We start from the raw sequence: 15366 nt of genomic DNA, 5'->3' as shown, positions 1-15366 counted from the left end.
TTACACTATATTGGACTTAGAACAACGAATATAGAGAATAGGTGTCGCAAGACTTAATAGAGAAATCGGTATAAGCCGATGCGGTCCCGCCACTGTAAGGATGAGCCTGCTTTTATACATGTCACTGGAGTAATCTGGGAAGGCGAAAGCGAGGTGACGATCCCGAGCCAGGAGAACTGCCTATTTGATAATCACCGTTATGTACCTACGAGCGATAGGAAGGGGATTGGGGTATGCTGGCTACAGTATTTTTTAGTGTACCTTTCAATAAGAAACCTTACGTGTCACTTTTAGGTGGCACGTTTTTTATTGCCCTTAGAGTGGATGTTGAGTATAGGAATCAGGTTTTATAGATATCAAACAGATGGACACATTTTGAGGTTGATGTGGTCCAATAAGATAAAGCTCGATTGATTCATATATCTAACAATTCGCAGGTACGGTGCGCTGTTTCTCGGTATGGTTTCGAGTTGAAAAGGAGGCACATATATGTCTGACAAAAAGACTTCAAAGGATGCTGAACGCGATTTATTAGCACCTGTATCCTTTGATGAGTTTAAGAAACCTACGTATGAACAATGGCAGACCGAGGTTGAAAAAGCGTTAAAGGGTGGCGACTTCCATAAGAAGATGTTCACTAAAACCTATGAGGGAATTACGTTACAACCAATTTACACGCCTGCATTGCATGGAGAAAAAATTCCAAAGGGTGTATATCCTGGAGCAGGTGAGTTCCTACGTGGCACAAAGGCAAGTGGTTATATTAAAGACTCTTGGGGCGTATCCCAATATGTAGACGAATCCTTTCCTAAGGATGCTAATCATGCAAGTTTATACGAAATTGTAAAAGGTGGCACCATTCACAATATTCGCCTTGATGAAGCAACACGCCATGATCAAGATGTGCAAGTAGGCGCAGCTGTTGGTATCGGCGGTACATCTCTGTCTACTATGGATGATTGTAGACAATTGATTGAGCGTTTTAATTTGAAGGAAAATCCTTTATACATTGAAACAGGTGCTTCTGCAGCTATCTTGCTCGGTATGTTAGCGGCTACGGTGAAAGGCTCTAAAAAACAGACTTCTGACTTGAAAGGTCTCGTTGGTGCAGACCCTATTGGTGTTTGGGCTAAAGATGGCACATTGCATATGTCTTTAGATACAGCCTTTGATGAAATGGCACATACTGTTGTATGGGCTAAAGAACAAGCTCCAGAGCTTAAAACTGTACTCGTATCTGGCGATGTATATGCTAATGGCGGCGCTAATGATGTGCAAGAGGTTGCGTATACATTGGCAACAGCCGTTTGCTACGTGCGTCAATTAGCACAACGGAACATCGATATTCATACTATTGCTAACAGCATGATGTTTACATTCTCCTTGGGTGCAAACTTCTTTATGGAAATTGCTAAATTGCGTGCATTGCGCGTACTTTGGGCGCGCATCATGGAAGCGTTCGGTGCTGAAGAAGCTGACCGTGCCGTTCATGTACACGGCAGAACATCGGCTTTCACAAAAACTGTATACGACCCATATGTAAACTTGTTGCGTAATACAACACAAGCATTCTCTGGTGTTGTAGGCGGTTTGAACAGTCTTGAAGTGTCCCCATTCGACCAACCAATTCGCAAGGCTGACGATTTCTCTCGTCGTATTGCCCGTAACATCCAAGTTATGTTGCAAACTGAGTTCGAGTTGCGTCAACCGGTGGACCCTGTAGGCGGTTCCTGGTATGTGGAAACATTGGCAGCTGAATTATGCGAAAAAATTTGGGCTGAGTTCCAAACTATTGAGTCTAAAGGTGGCATCATAGCAGCTTTGAAAGAAGGCTATCCACAAGCTCAAGTTAAAGCAGTTCTTGATGAACGCTTCAAAAACCTTGCATTCCGCAAAGATGTGGCTGTAGGTAACAACATGTATGCGAACATGACTGAAGAATTGCTTGATCCAAAACCAGAAAATCAAGAAACATTGCGTCAAAAACGGGTTGCTCAAATCGAAGAGTACTTGGCGAGTGCGGAGCCAGATGCGGTTGTGAAAGCACAGGCTACCCTAGAAGCAGGTACTACGGAACCAGGCGCTTTGATTGGCCTTATTGAACTCGGTGCATTACATAAATTAACAATACGTCAAATCCGGAAGGCTTTAGACGCTGGTGATATTGCTTCTGAAACGATTGAATCCATTTCAGCTCATCGTTGGACTGAACGGTTTGAAGAACTTCGCATGCGCACCGAGAATTATAAACAACGTACGAAAGATAATGTGAAGGTATTCTTGGCTAATATGGGCCCAATCCCTCAACATAAACCTCGTGCGGACTTCTCCACAGGCTTCTTCGAAGTAGGTGCTTTTGAAGTTATTAAAAATGATGGCCATGAAACAACGGCTGATGCTGCGAAAGCTGCTCGTGAAAGTGGTGCTGATGTTGTCGTTATCTGTTCTACAGATGATACCTATCCAGAATTGGTGCCACCACTCGCTAAGGAATTGAAAGAAACTATGCCGCATGTAACGGTTATTTTAGCAGGGGCACCGCCTAAGGACTTAGAACCTGTGTACCGTGAAGCTGGCGTGGACGACTTCATTTCTGTTCGTGCAAATTGTTACGAAATCTTGAATACGTTACAAGATAAGAAAGGGATGTGAGCTCATGTTCAAAAATCCAGACTTCTCCTCTCTTGGCTTGGAATCTCAGAAAGCAACATCTCGCGATGCATGGCTTGCTGAACTTCAAAAAGAAACAGGAAAAAGCTTTGAAGATTTATATAATACAACAATGGAGCAAATCCAACTAAAACCTCTCTATACAGAGATGGATTATGAAGGGATGACACACCTTGACTATATGGCTGGTGTACCTCCATTCTTGCGTGGACCTTATTCCACAATGTATGTTACTCGTCCTTGGACAGTACGTCAGTACGCTGGTTTCTCCACAGCGGAAGAATCCAATGCGTTCTATCGTCGTAACTTGGCAGCGGGCCAAAAAGGTTTGTCTATCGCCTTTGACCTTGCTACTCACCGTGGTTATGACTCCGATCATCCTCGTGTAGTAGGTGACGTTGGTAAAGCGGGTGTTGCGGTAGACTCCATCCTCGACATGGAAATTCTATTCTCCGGTATCCCTCTTGATCAAATGTCCGTATCCATGACAATGAACGGCGCCGTATTGCCAGTAATGGCCTTCTACATCTTGGCTGGTGAAGAACAAGGCGTTGATAAAAAGGTTATGGCTGGTACAATCCAAAATGATATCTTGAAAGAGTTCATGGTACGTAATACCTATATTTACCCTCCAGCTACATCTATGCGTATTATCGGTGATATCTTTGCGTATACATCCCAGTACATGCCTAAATTCAACAGTATTTCCATTTCTGGTTACCATATGCAAGAAGCGGGCGCTACTGCAGATATCGAATTAGGTTACACATTGGCCGATGGTCTCGAATATATCCGTACCGGTGTTAATGCAGGCCTTCACGTTGACCAGTTCGCACCACGGTTGTCCTTCTTCTGGGCAATCGGTAAAAACTACTTCATGGAAGTGGCAAAAATGCGTGCGGCTCGTATGTTGTGGGCTAAGATTATCAATAGCTTCGGCTCTGAAAATCCTAAATCCATGGCACTCCGTACACATAGCCAAACATCTGGTTGGTCTCTTACAGAACAAGATCCATTCAACAACGTGGCTCGTACATGTATGGAAGCGATGGGTGCTGCGTTAGGTCATACGCAATCTCTACATACCAATGCGCTTGACGAAGCCATTGCGTTGCCTACGGACTTCTCTGCACGTATTGCGCGTAATACTCAGCTTTACATCCAAGATGAAACTAAGGTATGTAAGGTTATCGATCCATGGGGCGGTTCCTACTATGTAGAAGCGTTGACAGACGAATTGATTCGTCGCGCTTGGGGTCATATCCAAGAAATCGAATCCCTTGGCGGTATGGCGAAAGCTATCGATACAGGGCTTCCTAAGATGCGTATTGAAGAAGCTGCTGCACGTCGCCAAGCTCGTATCGACTCTGGTCGTGAAGCGATTATTGGTATCAATAAATATCGTCTAGATAAAGAAGATCCATTGGATATCCTCGACGTAGATAACACAGCTGTACGGGAAGCGCAAATTCGTCGTCTCGAACAATTGCGTGCTAACCGGGATGAAGAAAAGGTTCAATCCTGTCTTGAAGCGATCACAAAGGCTACAGAATCGGGTGAAGGCAACTTACTTGCTCTTGCACTTGAAGCGGCTCGTGCTCGTGCATCCTTGGGTGAAATTTCCTTTGCTGTTGAAAAGGTATGCGGTCGTCATAAAGCGGTTATTCGCTCTATTTCCGGTGTATACTCCAGCGAATTTGAAGATGACGATGTAATCAAAGAAGTACGCCAAATGGCAGATAACTTTGAAGAACTCGAAGGTCGTCGTCCTCGTATCATGATTGCGAAGATGGGCCAAGACGGTCATGACCGTGGTGCCAAAGTTATCGCTACATCCTTCGCGGATATGGGCTTTGACGTGGATATCGGACCTTTGTTCCAAACTCCAGAAGAAACAGCACAAGATGCGGTGGATAATGACGTTCATATTGTCGGATTTAGTTCTCTTGCGGCGGGGCATAAGACATTATTGCCTCAACTTGTAGAGGAACTCAACAAGCGGGGCCGTGGAGATATTTTAGTTGCCATCGGCGGCGTAATCCCTGCTCAGGACTATGAATTCCTACGCGAACATGGCGCAGTGGCTATCTTTGGCCCTGGTACAGTTTTGCCAGTAGCGGCGAAAAAATTACTAGAAACATTGACTAGTCACGTTCAAGACGAGTCTCATGACTGATAACAAACGGCCTACTCCGGATGAATTGCGCAATACACAGGACGCAACTTTCACCACTGGTGAAGGCAAAGCCCCTGAATTAGGTGTAAAAAACGCAAGCACCGAGGGTAGTACCTATCGTCCCGACTGGGTGCCAGAAGAAGCGAAGAAAGATGACACTTACGCGTGTCACGTAATGAAAGGCGTCAAGGAAATGCATGACGGCCTCTTATCTAGCTCTGCTCATCTGGCTCCAGCGGTACGTCCCGTACAGCGGCGAAAGAAATTAACTGTCGCTGATTATGTACGCGGTATCGAGCAGGGGGACCGCGTTATACTTTCACGGGCTATCACATTAGTAGAAAGTAATAATAAGGACCATTTCAAACTAGCTCAACAGGTGTTGCAAGCCGTATTGCCTCGCACGGGCAAGGCATTGCGCATCGGTATTACTGGTGTGCCTGGGGCCGGTAAAAGTACGTTTATTGAAGCCTTCGGTAACATGCTCATTGAAGCGGGTTACAAGGTTGCCGTACTGGCTGTAGACCCTACGAGCCAAGTCACAAAAGGCAGTATCTTGGGTGATAAAACGCGGATGGAAACGTTGACGAAACATCCAGAGGCTTATATTCGTCCATCGCCGGCTGGTGGTACGCTAGGCGGTGTGGCTCGTAAAAGTAGAGAAACTATGCTACTTTGCGAGGCTGCTGGGTACGATATTATTCTCGTTGAAACCGTTGGGGTTGGGCAAAGCGAAGTTACCGTGCGTTCCATGGTAGACTTCTTTATGCTCATCGTTTTAACGGGGGCAGGCGATGAATTGCAAGGCATCAAAAAAGGCGTTATGGAACTTGCTGATGCTATTGTGGTCAACAAGGCTGATGGGGATAACCTCAAACGAGCTCTCATTGCTCGTAGCGACTATGATCGGATGTTACATTACATTCGTCCAGCTACGGAAAAATGGAAGACTCAAGCCTATACATGTTCAGCTGTCACAAAGGATGGCCTCGATGAATTGTGGGATGTTATCCAAGAATTCACTGAACAAGGCAAAGAAAATGGGGTCTTCTTAAAACGCCGTCAAGAACAATCCCTCCGTTGGGTACGCGATATGATTGACGAACACTTGCACAACCTATTCTTTAATAATGTAGTCATTCAAGGTCGCATGGGCGAAGTCGAAGCCGCTGTCTTAGACGGTGAAATGAGTGAATCCCAAGCCGTTGAAGAACTTATTGGCGTTTTCGATAAGTCCTTACAATAATTAGATCGGTAAATACATATTGTATTGTTAAATATATATGGTATTGCTAAATATATATTAGATAAGCCGGCATAACTTATCTTAATACGAACTCTGTTAGTAATCGTATGTATTTCGATATAATTAAAGATGTATTTGTAAAAGGCATAGTATTAAAACTGCTGTTGGTGAAACAAGTAGTAAGATACTGTGCCTTTTTCTATGCCTATGAAAGCGTATTCATGAAATAAATTTCATATATTTATACTTAATACTTTCATATATATCATATATAATATATAATTTAATTATAGATTGTTACTTGTGTGTGATTAAAAAGAGAGGGTCATTATGAAACCACTAGTAAAGAAAATGCTAACAGTAGTATTGTGCGCATCAACTCTAACAGCGCCATTATTCTTGACAGGATGTAGTGTTTCTAAGGTTGCCAATAGCGTACAACAAGGTGTTCAAAAGACATCACAAGAAGACGTTAAAGTGTTTAACAACTACATTCAAGCCATTGGCGATTTTAACAGTCATACAGTGAGCTTTGGCTATGCTATCGGCCCAGACATTCAAAAACTAAGAGAAGGTCAACATTTAACAAGCTTTATGGCACCACATTTTGATTCTTTACAAGAGAAATTACAAGCCGCTAAAGATGCTGGCGTGCCATATGATGATATGAAAGAACCTCTAGATAACGTATTGGCTGTATTAAAGGATATTGTACCAGTAGCCAGTGAATTGGATACGTACTACCAAACTAATTCATATCAAGCAGATAATTATGCTAAGGAACAACAATTAGGACCTAAATACGTTCAATTATATGATCAGTTCTATGCAGCGTATAATCAACTAGACGCAGTAGTTCACAAACACAACACGGAAAACCAACAAGAACAGTTGAAAGAACTTAAAGAGTCTGGCAAGAAAAATGCAGCGGCAGCTCAAGAAGTTCATTTACGTTTAACTGCTTTATTGGATGGCTTTGAAGACGGTAAACAAATTGATGTAAATGCAGCTAACCAAGAGTTACAAGGTATCATGGACGTATCTAATAGTATTACTAGTTCGGAATATAAAAGTGCTAAGGATTCATTAAATACAGCTATTGGTAGAATTCGTACATTCTTAGGTGACCAAACAAATGATCATTATAATGATATGGTTGAATCCTATAATCGCTTCATTGGCAGTATGAATCGTTTGGATATGAACAAACTTGATAAATAATATCTAATTTTATATACCATTTCATATAATGATAAGAGAGGGGCATTCAAATGAACAAAAAATTATTATTACCTGTAGGTGTAGTTGTTCTAATTATTGGTATTGTGATTCTATTATTAAATCCAGATCCATCGGCGGCTAATTTGGAAATTGCGAGAAATGCTACAAATGCTCAAGCGGCAGCAAAGGCGATTTCTGAGAATAACCAATCTTACACATTGTGGTATTCTATCGGCATGTTCTGTAGCGGTTTAGGAATTGCACTGTCAGTAGGTGGCTTCATTGTAGGCTTTATTAAAAAAGACTAATCTATTTAGGAACGCATAAAAGGCTGTACTAGAATGTATATCATTTCTAGTGCAGCCTTTTTGTATTTTAATTTTATCCTGTGGACTTTAGCTAGCTTATGTCTATCTAGCGAATTAGTCTATATTTATCTTGCAAGTCATCCTATATCTATTTATGTTGTGGTTTTACGCTCTATATCTGTTTTCGGTGGGATAAAACGTGGTATAATTAACCCGGATAGAGCCTAAAGGTATGTGGCTTTTGGAGGTTAGTATGAGTAGTATAGCGCATTTATTTGCAGCTGGTGGATTTGTTATGTATCCGCTAGTGATTTTTTTACTGTTTACCTTGATGATTGGCATTGAACGTATCTTTTTATATCGCAAGTTTACAAAGGACTTGCGCCGTTTTAATAAGGTCTTAGAAAAGAACCAATCTTGGATTATGTTACCAAGTGTTTTGGAACGTGATACAGAGGAACTTGGTTCTTTATTTGCCCGTGCTATCCGCAGTGCAAAGAATTATAATGGCTTGGAAAACCGCCTTCAAGATGTAGTGTCGTACGCCGATGAACGTTTAAAACGAGGCCTTAGTTGGCTCAGTATGGTTGTAACAATGGCTCCGTTGTTAGGTTTGTTGGGGACGGTCCTCGGCATGATTCGTGCGTTTGCTGTGGTAGGTGGCGATATTGGGGCTCCAACTATTATTACAGGTGGTGTTTCTGAGGCCTTAGTGGCAACGGCTACAGGTTTGACCGTGGCCATTATTGCGCTTGGCTTTCATAGTTACTGTGCGGCAAAGGTTAACGATTCTGTGGCGACATTAGAACATGAGTGCGGTAATATCCTTGATGCGTACAATGAGGAACATGATATATGAGACGACGCACATTAGGGGTTAAAAAAGAGCCTACCATCATGATTATTCCCATGATTGATATTGTATTTTTCTTACTCGTATTCTTCATGGTAGGCACGCTGTATATGAATACAGAGCAACAAATTCCGCTAAATTTACCATCTGCATCGACGTCTACGGCGAAGTCTATCGAACCTATCACCATCACCTTGACTACAACGCACACGCTATATATTGATAATCAGGAAATTTCTTCGGATCGTTTGGCGCAAGAGGTCAAATCTATCGTTACACAAGCGCCTCAACAAGCTTTTGTTATCCGCGCCTCAAAAGATGTGTATTATAACGAGGTTATTGAACTTTTGGATATGCTCAAGGTGAACGGTGCTAAATACATTAGCGTCGCTACGGAACGGAAGTGATTCCATGTTTGAATCACATTATCTGAAACCTTTTATTGTGTCTTTAGGCATTACAATCATGCTTATCTCTGGCATGGGGCTTTCCTTACGTGGTATCGTTGGAACAGGTGTGGCTTATGATGCAGCAGAGGTTAGCTTTCATCTGCCTGAGGATAGTGAAAGTGATGCGGAAACTACCGCTATTGAGCCTACATCTAAGGATAAGCCATCGGTTGAACCTCCAACTCCGGAAGGGCCTGCGCCTAAGGCGGATCCCCTTGTAACGGAAAATACAGGTGATGAAAGCATTCACAATTTAAATGCCAATAAGACTACATCTAATGCTCGTCGCGAATGGGCCGTTCCAAAGGCCATAGAATCGGAAACAACTAATAATGAACAAGCTGTAGTTACGGGTGGAAATGATTCTAAAGATGGTAAATTTTCTAAGCCTGACAATGCTCCTATGGGTAAGGATATAACATCTGATCCGAATGCCAATGGAAACGGCTTTGCCGAAGCTAGTGATTTATCCTTTCTCTCTGATCTCGCTTGGAGTTTATTGAATCCGGGACAACAAGCGCTTTTACAAAAGCCAGATATCAACCCCCAAGAATATTTAAGAACTGTACAAGAACAGGGGAAGGGGTCAATCGTAACAGGTAGGGTTGTAGTGCGCGTTAACTTTGATGTTGATGGACATGTCATCGTGGGAGAACATACACCGCTCATCGCAGAAGATGTGCCGCAACCTGTAAAAGAGGAAGCAATGCGCATCGTTAAAAGCAGTGGTTCTATTATCAATCGAAGAGGAGAACCCGTATATCTAGCAGTTCCTGTCGTTTTAGGACAATAAAGAGGCATATCACATACCAGAGTATGTAAGATATGCCTCTTTTTATATTCATAAAAACTCTTGACAGTTAGTGTATGATTAAAGTAGGTATAGTAGTAAGTCGTACTAAGTAGTTCCTATCAGGAGGTTTATATGAAAGCTTATGAAATTTTGAATAATCCCTTCCTAAATAAAGGTACCGCCTTTACAAAGGAAGAACGTAAAAACCTTGGTCTTGAAGGTTTATTGCCTCCCGTTGTACAAACGTTAGAACAGCAAGCAGCTCAAACTTATGAATTATTTAGTTGCAAAGATTCTCTATTACAAAAACGTGAATTCTTAATGCGCATTTTCTCCACAAATCGCACTCTATTCTTCAAAGTATTTAGCGATCATGTTGTTGAAATGATGCCAATCGTTTATGATCCTGTCATATCTGAAAGTATAGAACGTTTTAGCCACGAATTCATTGATCCAGAATATGCAGCTTATATTACAGAAGAAAATATAGATCAACTTGATACTATTTTAGATCAAGCTGCAGATGGTCGTGACATTCGCTTAATTGTAGTTACTGACGCAGAAGAGATCTTGGGGATTGGCGACTGGGGTACTAACGGCGTAGATATTTCCGTAGGCAAGTTAATGGTCTACACTGCAGCAGCAGGCGTAAATCCTGAATGGGTACTACCAGTTGTACTTGATGTAGGTACAAATAGAAAAGAGCTTCTTGACGATCCTTTATATCTAGGGGTTCGTAAAAATCGCATCACAGGAGATGCATACAACAAATTTATTGAAACTTTTGTTCGTCACGTAGAATCTAAATTTCCTAAATTATACCTACATTGGGAAGATTTTGGTCGCGACCATGCTACTGAAATTTTAAAAGTATATCGTCCTCAAATTGCTACCTTCAACGATGATGTCCAAGGTACTGGTATCATTTCCCTTGCAGGCATCTTAGGAGCACTCAAAATTAGCGGTGACACATTAACTGATAAGAAATATGTGTGCTTTGGCGCTGGCACAGCAGGTGTAGGTATCGCCAACCTCGTAATGTCTGAAATGGTAGCGCAAGGTCTATCCAAGGAGGAGGCTAGAAGTCGTTTCTATCTCGTAGATAAACAAGGTCTCCTATTCGATGACATGACAGACTTAACAATCGAGCAAAAGTCGTTCGCTCGCAAACGTTCTGAATTCACTAATGCTAATGAATTAACTAATCTACATGCTGTCATTAAAGCTGTACAACCAGGAATCCTCGTTGGTACATCGACAGCACCAGGCACTTTCACAAAAGAGGTTGTCCAAGAAATGGCTAGTCATGTGGAAAGACCTATTATTTTCCCATTATCTAACCCGACAAAATTAGCAGAAGCAAGTGCACAAGATCTGTTAACGTGGACAGATGGAAAGGCGCTCATCGCAACAGGCGTACCATATTCACCTATCGAACTTAAAGGGGTAACATATGATATTGGACAAGCTAATAATGCACTCATTTATCCAGGGGTAGGTCTTGGTGTATTAGCGGTCAATGCAACTCGCTTAAGTGATGCTATGATTTCCGCAGCAGCTCATTCCTTACAAGGCATTGTAGATACTACAAAACCAGGTGCAGCTACGTTACCACCGGTAGAAAAACTAACGCAATTCTCTCGTACAGTTGCTAAAGCTGTTGCCGAATGTGCCATCAAAGAAGGCTTAGCACCTGAACAAGATGTTGATGCTGCGATTGATGCCATCTTGTGGAAACCAGAATATAAAAATAATCAATAACTGTTTATCAACAGATAGATAAATAACAAAAAGAGGCATACCTCACATACGCATGTATGTAAGATATGCCTCTTTTATGTTATCAATTAGTCTTGATTTGTAAGCATCGTTTTCGTAGAGTTGAAGACGGCTAGATATACGATGGCGCCGCCGATGAATAATGTGACTTGCATAGGGGGGCTGAATTGATCAGCTCGCCACAATGCAAAAGCGTAGAAGAACATGGTAATCAACATGATGAGAAATGCAATGATAACGCGTACGTTAGTATGTACCGCTAGAGATGTAGTAATGCGGGATTTATTCATCATTACATAAATTAAAGACACCACAATATCTGCGGTAAAGATGGGGAAGATGAAGTTATAATCAAACTCGCCCAAAAGGACTACCGCCAAGCCGATAAAGCTGAGCCCAAAGAATAGACGTAATAGAATACCTATAGTATTAGATTCGTTGCGCTGTGCGCGGCGTTCTTTACGATTTAAAGTTGCCATGAAAGCCTCCCAGTAATGATATACAAGTCCATGTATATTTCAGATGATTCTAGTATATCATTTTATTCGGGTAAATACATAGAGACAGCATTAATATAACTGAATTTTGATAGTTACTGTATCTGTTATAAATAATTGATTACAAACAAATACGAAATCACCAACAAACACGAACAATAAGTAAAATTAATATAATTATCATTCGGAAAATTTAGGCGCTTTCGTTGAATGGAGCTTTCACATATGGTACAATAATCCTATAAATCTAGCTTTTATCATGCAAAGGAGACATCATGATACCACGTTATACACGAGAAGAAATGGGCCATATTTGGAGCGAACGCAACGAATTCGACACAATGTTATTGGTGGAGACCCTCGCATCTGAGGCACAAGCTGAGTTGGGCGTTATTCCTAAAGAAGCGGCGAAAACAATCCGGGAAAAGGGAAATTTCGACGTTGAGCGCATTCATGAAATCGAAAAGGAAACGAACCATGATATCATTTCCTTCGTAACAGCAGTGGGGGAATACGTAGGTCCTGAAGCGGCTAAATACATCCATCTTGGCCTTACCTCTACAGATGTGAAAGATACGGCGCTTGGGTATATGATGAAACAAGCCTGCGATATCTTAATTGATGACTTAAAGCGTTTGCACGAAGTATTGCGTCGTCGTGCAGCTGAGTTCAAATATACTCCTATGATTGGCCGTACCCACGGCATCCACGGCGAACCAACTACATTCGGTTTGAAATTGGCGTTGTGGATGGCAGAGGTAGAACGTGATATTGAACGCATGGAGCATGCGCGTAAAAGCGTTGCCGTTGGTAAATTGTCTGGCGCTGTTGGTACATACTCCAATATCGATCCATTCGTAGAACAATATGTGTGTGAAAAATTAGGCCTTGAACCTGTTAAAATTGCTACGCAAGTGGTGCAACGTGACCGCCATGCTGAGTTGTTGTCTACCATCGCTGTTGTAGGCGGTACATTAGACAAAATCGCATTGGAAATCCGTCACTTACAACGTACAGAGGTACGCGAAGCAGAAGAATATTTCAGCCCTAAACAAAAGGGTTCCTCTGCGATGCCTCATAAACGCAACCCTATCACATGTGAAAGAATTTGCGGTATGGCCCGTTTGCTTCGCGGATATGCTCAATCCGCCTATGAAGACCAGGCGTTGTGGCATGAACGCGACATTTCCCACAGCTCTGTAGAACGCGTTATTTTGCCGGATGCGACGATTACATTAAATTATATGCTTCATTTGACGACCCGTACCATCGATAAATTATTGGTATACCCTGAAACGATGCTCAAGAACCTGAACCTTACAGGCGGACTCGTGTTCAGTCAAACGATTTTAACGCACCTTGTCGATAAAGGCGCCGTTCGCGATGAAGCGTACCGTTGGGTTCAAAAACATGCTATGGAACGCTGGCTTGAAGGTAAAGATTTCGCAACAGGTCTCAAATCCGATGAAAACATCAGGAAATATATGACCGATGAAGAAATCGACGCATGCTTCGATCCGTACAAACTCTTGAAACACGTGGATACCATCATGGCGCGGTTCGGATTATAAAAATTGCTGCTATACATTGGTAGAATATTTAGTGGTTAGGATGTATAAAAAAGGCTGTTGTAAATTAAATTATTGAAATAAGAGGTAATTAAGACGTTTAGTTAGTAATTGAATTATTTTTATTTCATAGGTTTGCAATAGTCCTTATTTTAGTGAGTGTAGGACAAAATTAGAATCAGATAAGAAGGGTCTTCCATAAGCAACAAAATCACAATCTCCATCTTCAATTAACTTATTACCTCTGCTTAAAGTTCTTATGTCATTTACAATGATAACAGGAATATTGACATTTTTTTTAACTTGAATACCTGTGTAAATAAAATCATTATATTCAAATCCATCAGGCAATTTTATTTTTCTATTTTCTGGTATTCCACTGGATATATGTAATATATCAACTCCTATTTTTTCAAGAGCTTTTGCTGTTTCAATATCAGTGTTTATATTTTCAGTCCAGCCCATTCTGTAAGAAATAATAAAGTTATCTTTTGAGAAATTTTTAATACCTTCTATAATTTCTTTTACTAAATTTAATCGTTCAATTAGATTCCCCCCATAATTATCTTTTCTTTTATTAGAAATTTTTGATGATAACATATTAAAAAAATATTCATGAGCACCATGTAATTCAATGCCATCAAGTCCTGCTTCTTGACAAAATTTAGCACTTTTTATAAAACAATCTCTAAGATAAATTAAATTATCTTTTGAGAGGTTATTAATATTATTTGAATTCTTTTCAAGAAATTTAAAATTCAAAGTATTTAACTGTGCTATAAATTTAGTGCCATATTTATGGTAAGTATCAGAAATTTTCCTTAAATATTTAATATGTTCATTGGAATATATTCCTGCCCAGTCTGAAACATCTCCAACTATTTCTTCTTTATTTGCAACTATAAGTGCTTGACTAATTATTAAACCTATTCCTTTATCTGCATAGTTTAGATATGTATTAAGTAATTTTTCTTCCATATTTCCATTTTTATTTTTATAACCGAAATGTACCATAGGTGCCATCACAATTCTATTAGAAAAGTTGACATCTTTTACTTTAATCTGACTAAATATATTTGACATAATATCACTCCTTATTTTATTTGATTATTTAGGTATATTATTTAGATATTTTTCATTATACTGTTTTATATTTATTAAGGTAAGAACGCACTTTTTTGAAAGATACTATCTAAAAGGAGAGAAGTAAGATGGAAAATATATGTAGAAGTAAAGAAGCACCATTTTTAAAAACATTTTCCATGATAAACGGAAAATGGAAATTGAGAATATTATATGAATTAGCTTGTGAAAAAATTTTACGGTATAGTGAATTAAAAAGAAATTTAATGCCCATAACACATAAAATGTTAAGTGCTCAATTAAAAGAGTTAGAAGAAGATGGTATTATAATTAGAAAAGAGTATCCACAAGTTCCACCAAAAGTAGAATACTTTCTTTCAGAAAAAGGGATATCTTTTATTCCAATCATAAATGCTATGTGTGATTGGGGAAAAATAAATTAAAGCCTTACATTGATATGTATAGGCTTTTTATGTCTCTTATGATATACTCATAAAAGAGAGGCTTGGATGTTTGATCGCGCCAGGTCTCACACTCGATTAATATGTGAAGATGTGGCCTGGTCGACGACTGGGTTCTTTTTCATTTCTATCACCGCCAACTCTCGAAAAATTGGCAAGAACCGGCCATTCAGAGGCCTCCGGTTACACTATATGCGTAATTTATATCCTTGTAAATATAAATAACGACACTATTGGTCACATGGGTGATTAATGGGAACAT

At 40.5% G+C, this 15366-nt stretch carries 12 protein-coding genes, 1 pseudogene and 1 riboswitch; of the genes and pseudogenes, 11 read left to right on the top strand and 2 right to left on the bottom strand.

Features of this window, described 5'->3' with window-relative positions; all coding sequences use genetic code 11:
* Positions 1-22 precede the first annotated feature (22 nt).
* Positions 23-199: riboswitch (cobalamin riboswitch) on the top strand.
* Between the two features lie 290 nt (positions 200-489).
* The 9 genes and pseudogenes from ACLRYO_RS05470 to ACLRYO_RS05430 all read left to right on the top strand — a co-directional run.
* Positions 490-2652, top strand: a complete 2163-nt coding sequence (locus ACLRYO_RS05470; RefSeq protein WP_413084713.1) for a methylmalonyl-CoA mutase family protein — start codon at positions 490-492, stop codon at positions 2650-2652.
* A 4-nt stretch (positions 2653-2656) separates the two neighbouring features.
* Positions 2657-4846, top strand: coding sequence for a methylmalonyl-CoA mutase (gene scpA / locus ACLRYO_RS05465; protein ID WP_060919469.1), 2190 nt, complete (start codon positions 2657-2659; stop codon positions 4844-4846).
* The gene (meaB, locus tag ACLRYO_RS05460; RefSeq protein ID WP_004694551.1) at positions 4839-6092 is read left to right on the top strand and encodes a methylmalonyl Co-A mutase-associated GTPase MeaB; all 1254 of its coding nucleotides are present in this window, start codon (positions 4839-4841) and stop codon (positions 6090-6092) included. Before scpA ends, meaB begins: the two co-directional genes overlap by 8 nt.
* Positions 6093-6422: 330 nt before the next feature.
* Complete coding sequence (locus ACLRYO_RS05455; RefSeq protein ID WP_315307793.1) at positions 6423-7313, top strand: DUF3829 domain-containing protein; 891 nt, start codon at positions 6423-6425, stop codon at positions 7311-7313.
* A 50-nt stretch (positions 7314-7363) separates the two neighbouring features.
* The gene (locus ACLRYO_RS05450; RefSeq protein WP_012864960.1) at positions 7364-7621 is read left to right on the top strand and encodes a hypothetical protein; all 258 of its coding nucleotides are present in this window, start codon (positions 7364-7366) and stop codon (positions 7619-7621) included.
* A 253-nt stretch (positions 7622-7874) separates the two neighbouring features.
* The gene (locus ACLRYO_RS05445; protein ID WP_298715390.1) at positions 7875-8480 is read left to right on the top strand and encodes a MotA/TolQ/ExbB proton channel family protein; all 606 of its coding nucleotides are present in this window, start codon (positions 7875-7877) and stop codon (positions 8478-8480) included.
* Complete coding sequence (locus ACLRYO_RS05440; RefSeq protein WP_012864957.1) at positions 8477-8881, top strand: ExbD/TolR family protein; 405 nt, start codon at positions 8477-8479, stop codon at positions 8879-8881. Before ACLRYO_RS05445 ends, ACLRYO_RS05440 begins: the two co-directional genes overlap by 4 nt.
* A gap of 4 nt (positions 8882-8885) precedes the next feature.
* The gene (locus tag ACLRYO_RS05435) at positions 8886-9716 is read left to right on the top strand and encodes a hypothetical protein (RefSeq protein ID WP_413084712.1); all 831 of its coding nucleotides are present in this window, start codon (positions 8886-8888) and stop codon (positions 9714-9716) included.
* A gap of 129 nt (positions 9717-9845) precedes the next feature.
* Positions 9846-11477: pseudogene (locus tag ACLRYO_RS05430) on the top strand (malolactic enzyme); the annotation flags it as partial.
* An 86-nt stretch (positions 11478-11563) separates the two neighbouring features.
* Here the strand turns inward: ACLRYO_RS05430 and ACLRYO_RS05425 are convergent.
* Positions 11564-11974 carry a CAAX protease gene (locus ACLRYO_RS05425; RefSeq protein ID WP_278606565.1) on the bottom strand — a complete coding sequence of 137 codons (411 nt, stop codon included), beginning with the start codon at positions 11972-11974 and terminating at the stop codon, positions 11564-11566.
* Between the two features lie 293 nt (positions 11975-12267).
* Here ACLRYO_RS05425 and purB point away from each other — a divergent pair, with 293 nt between their 5' ends.
* Positions 12268-13563 carry an adenylosuccinate lyase gene (gene purB, locus ACLRYO_RS05420; RefSeq protein ID WP_278606564.1) on the top strand — a complete coding sequence of 432 codons (1296 nt, stop codon included), beginning with the start codon at positions 12268-12270 and terminating at the stop codon, positions 13561-13563.
* Between the two features lie 144 nt (positions 13564-13707).
* Here the strand turns inward: purB and ACLRYO_RS05415 are convergent, their stop codons facing one another.
* Positions 13708-14643, bottom strand: a complete 936-nt coding sequence (locus tag ACLRYO_RS05415) for a tRNA-dihydrouridine synthase (protein ID WP_119563263.1) — start codon at positions 14641-14643, stop codon at positions 13708-13710.
* A gap of 128 nt (positions 14644-14771) precedes the next feature.
* Here ACLRYO_RS05415 and ACLRYO_RS05410 point away from each other — a divergent pair, with 128 nt between their 5' ends.
* Positions 14772-15086, top strand: coding sequence for a winged helix-turn-helix transcriptional regulator (locus ACLRYO_RS05410; RefSeq protein ID WP_119563262.1), 315 nt, complete (start codon positions 14772-14774; stop codon positions 15084-15086).
* Positions 15087-15366 lie beyond the last annotated feature (280 nt).

It is taken from the genome of Veillonella parvula, assembly GCF_047241225.1.
Classification (GTDB): Bacteria; Bacillota; Negativicutes; order Veillonellales; family Veillonellaceae; genus Veillonella; species Veillonella parvula_O.
Note: the sequence above shows the minus strand (reverse complement) of the source record. Positions and strands in the feature narration are given on the sequence as shown.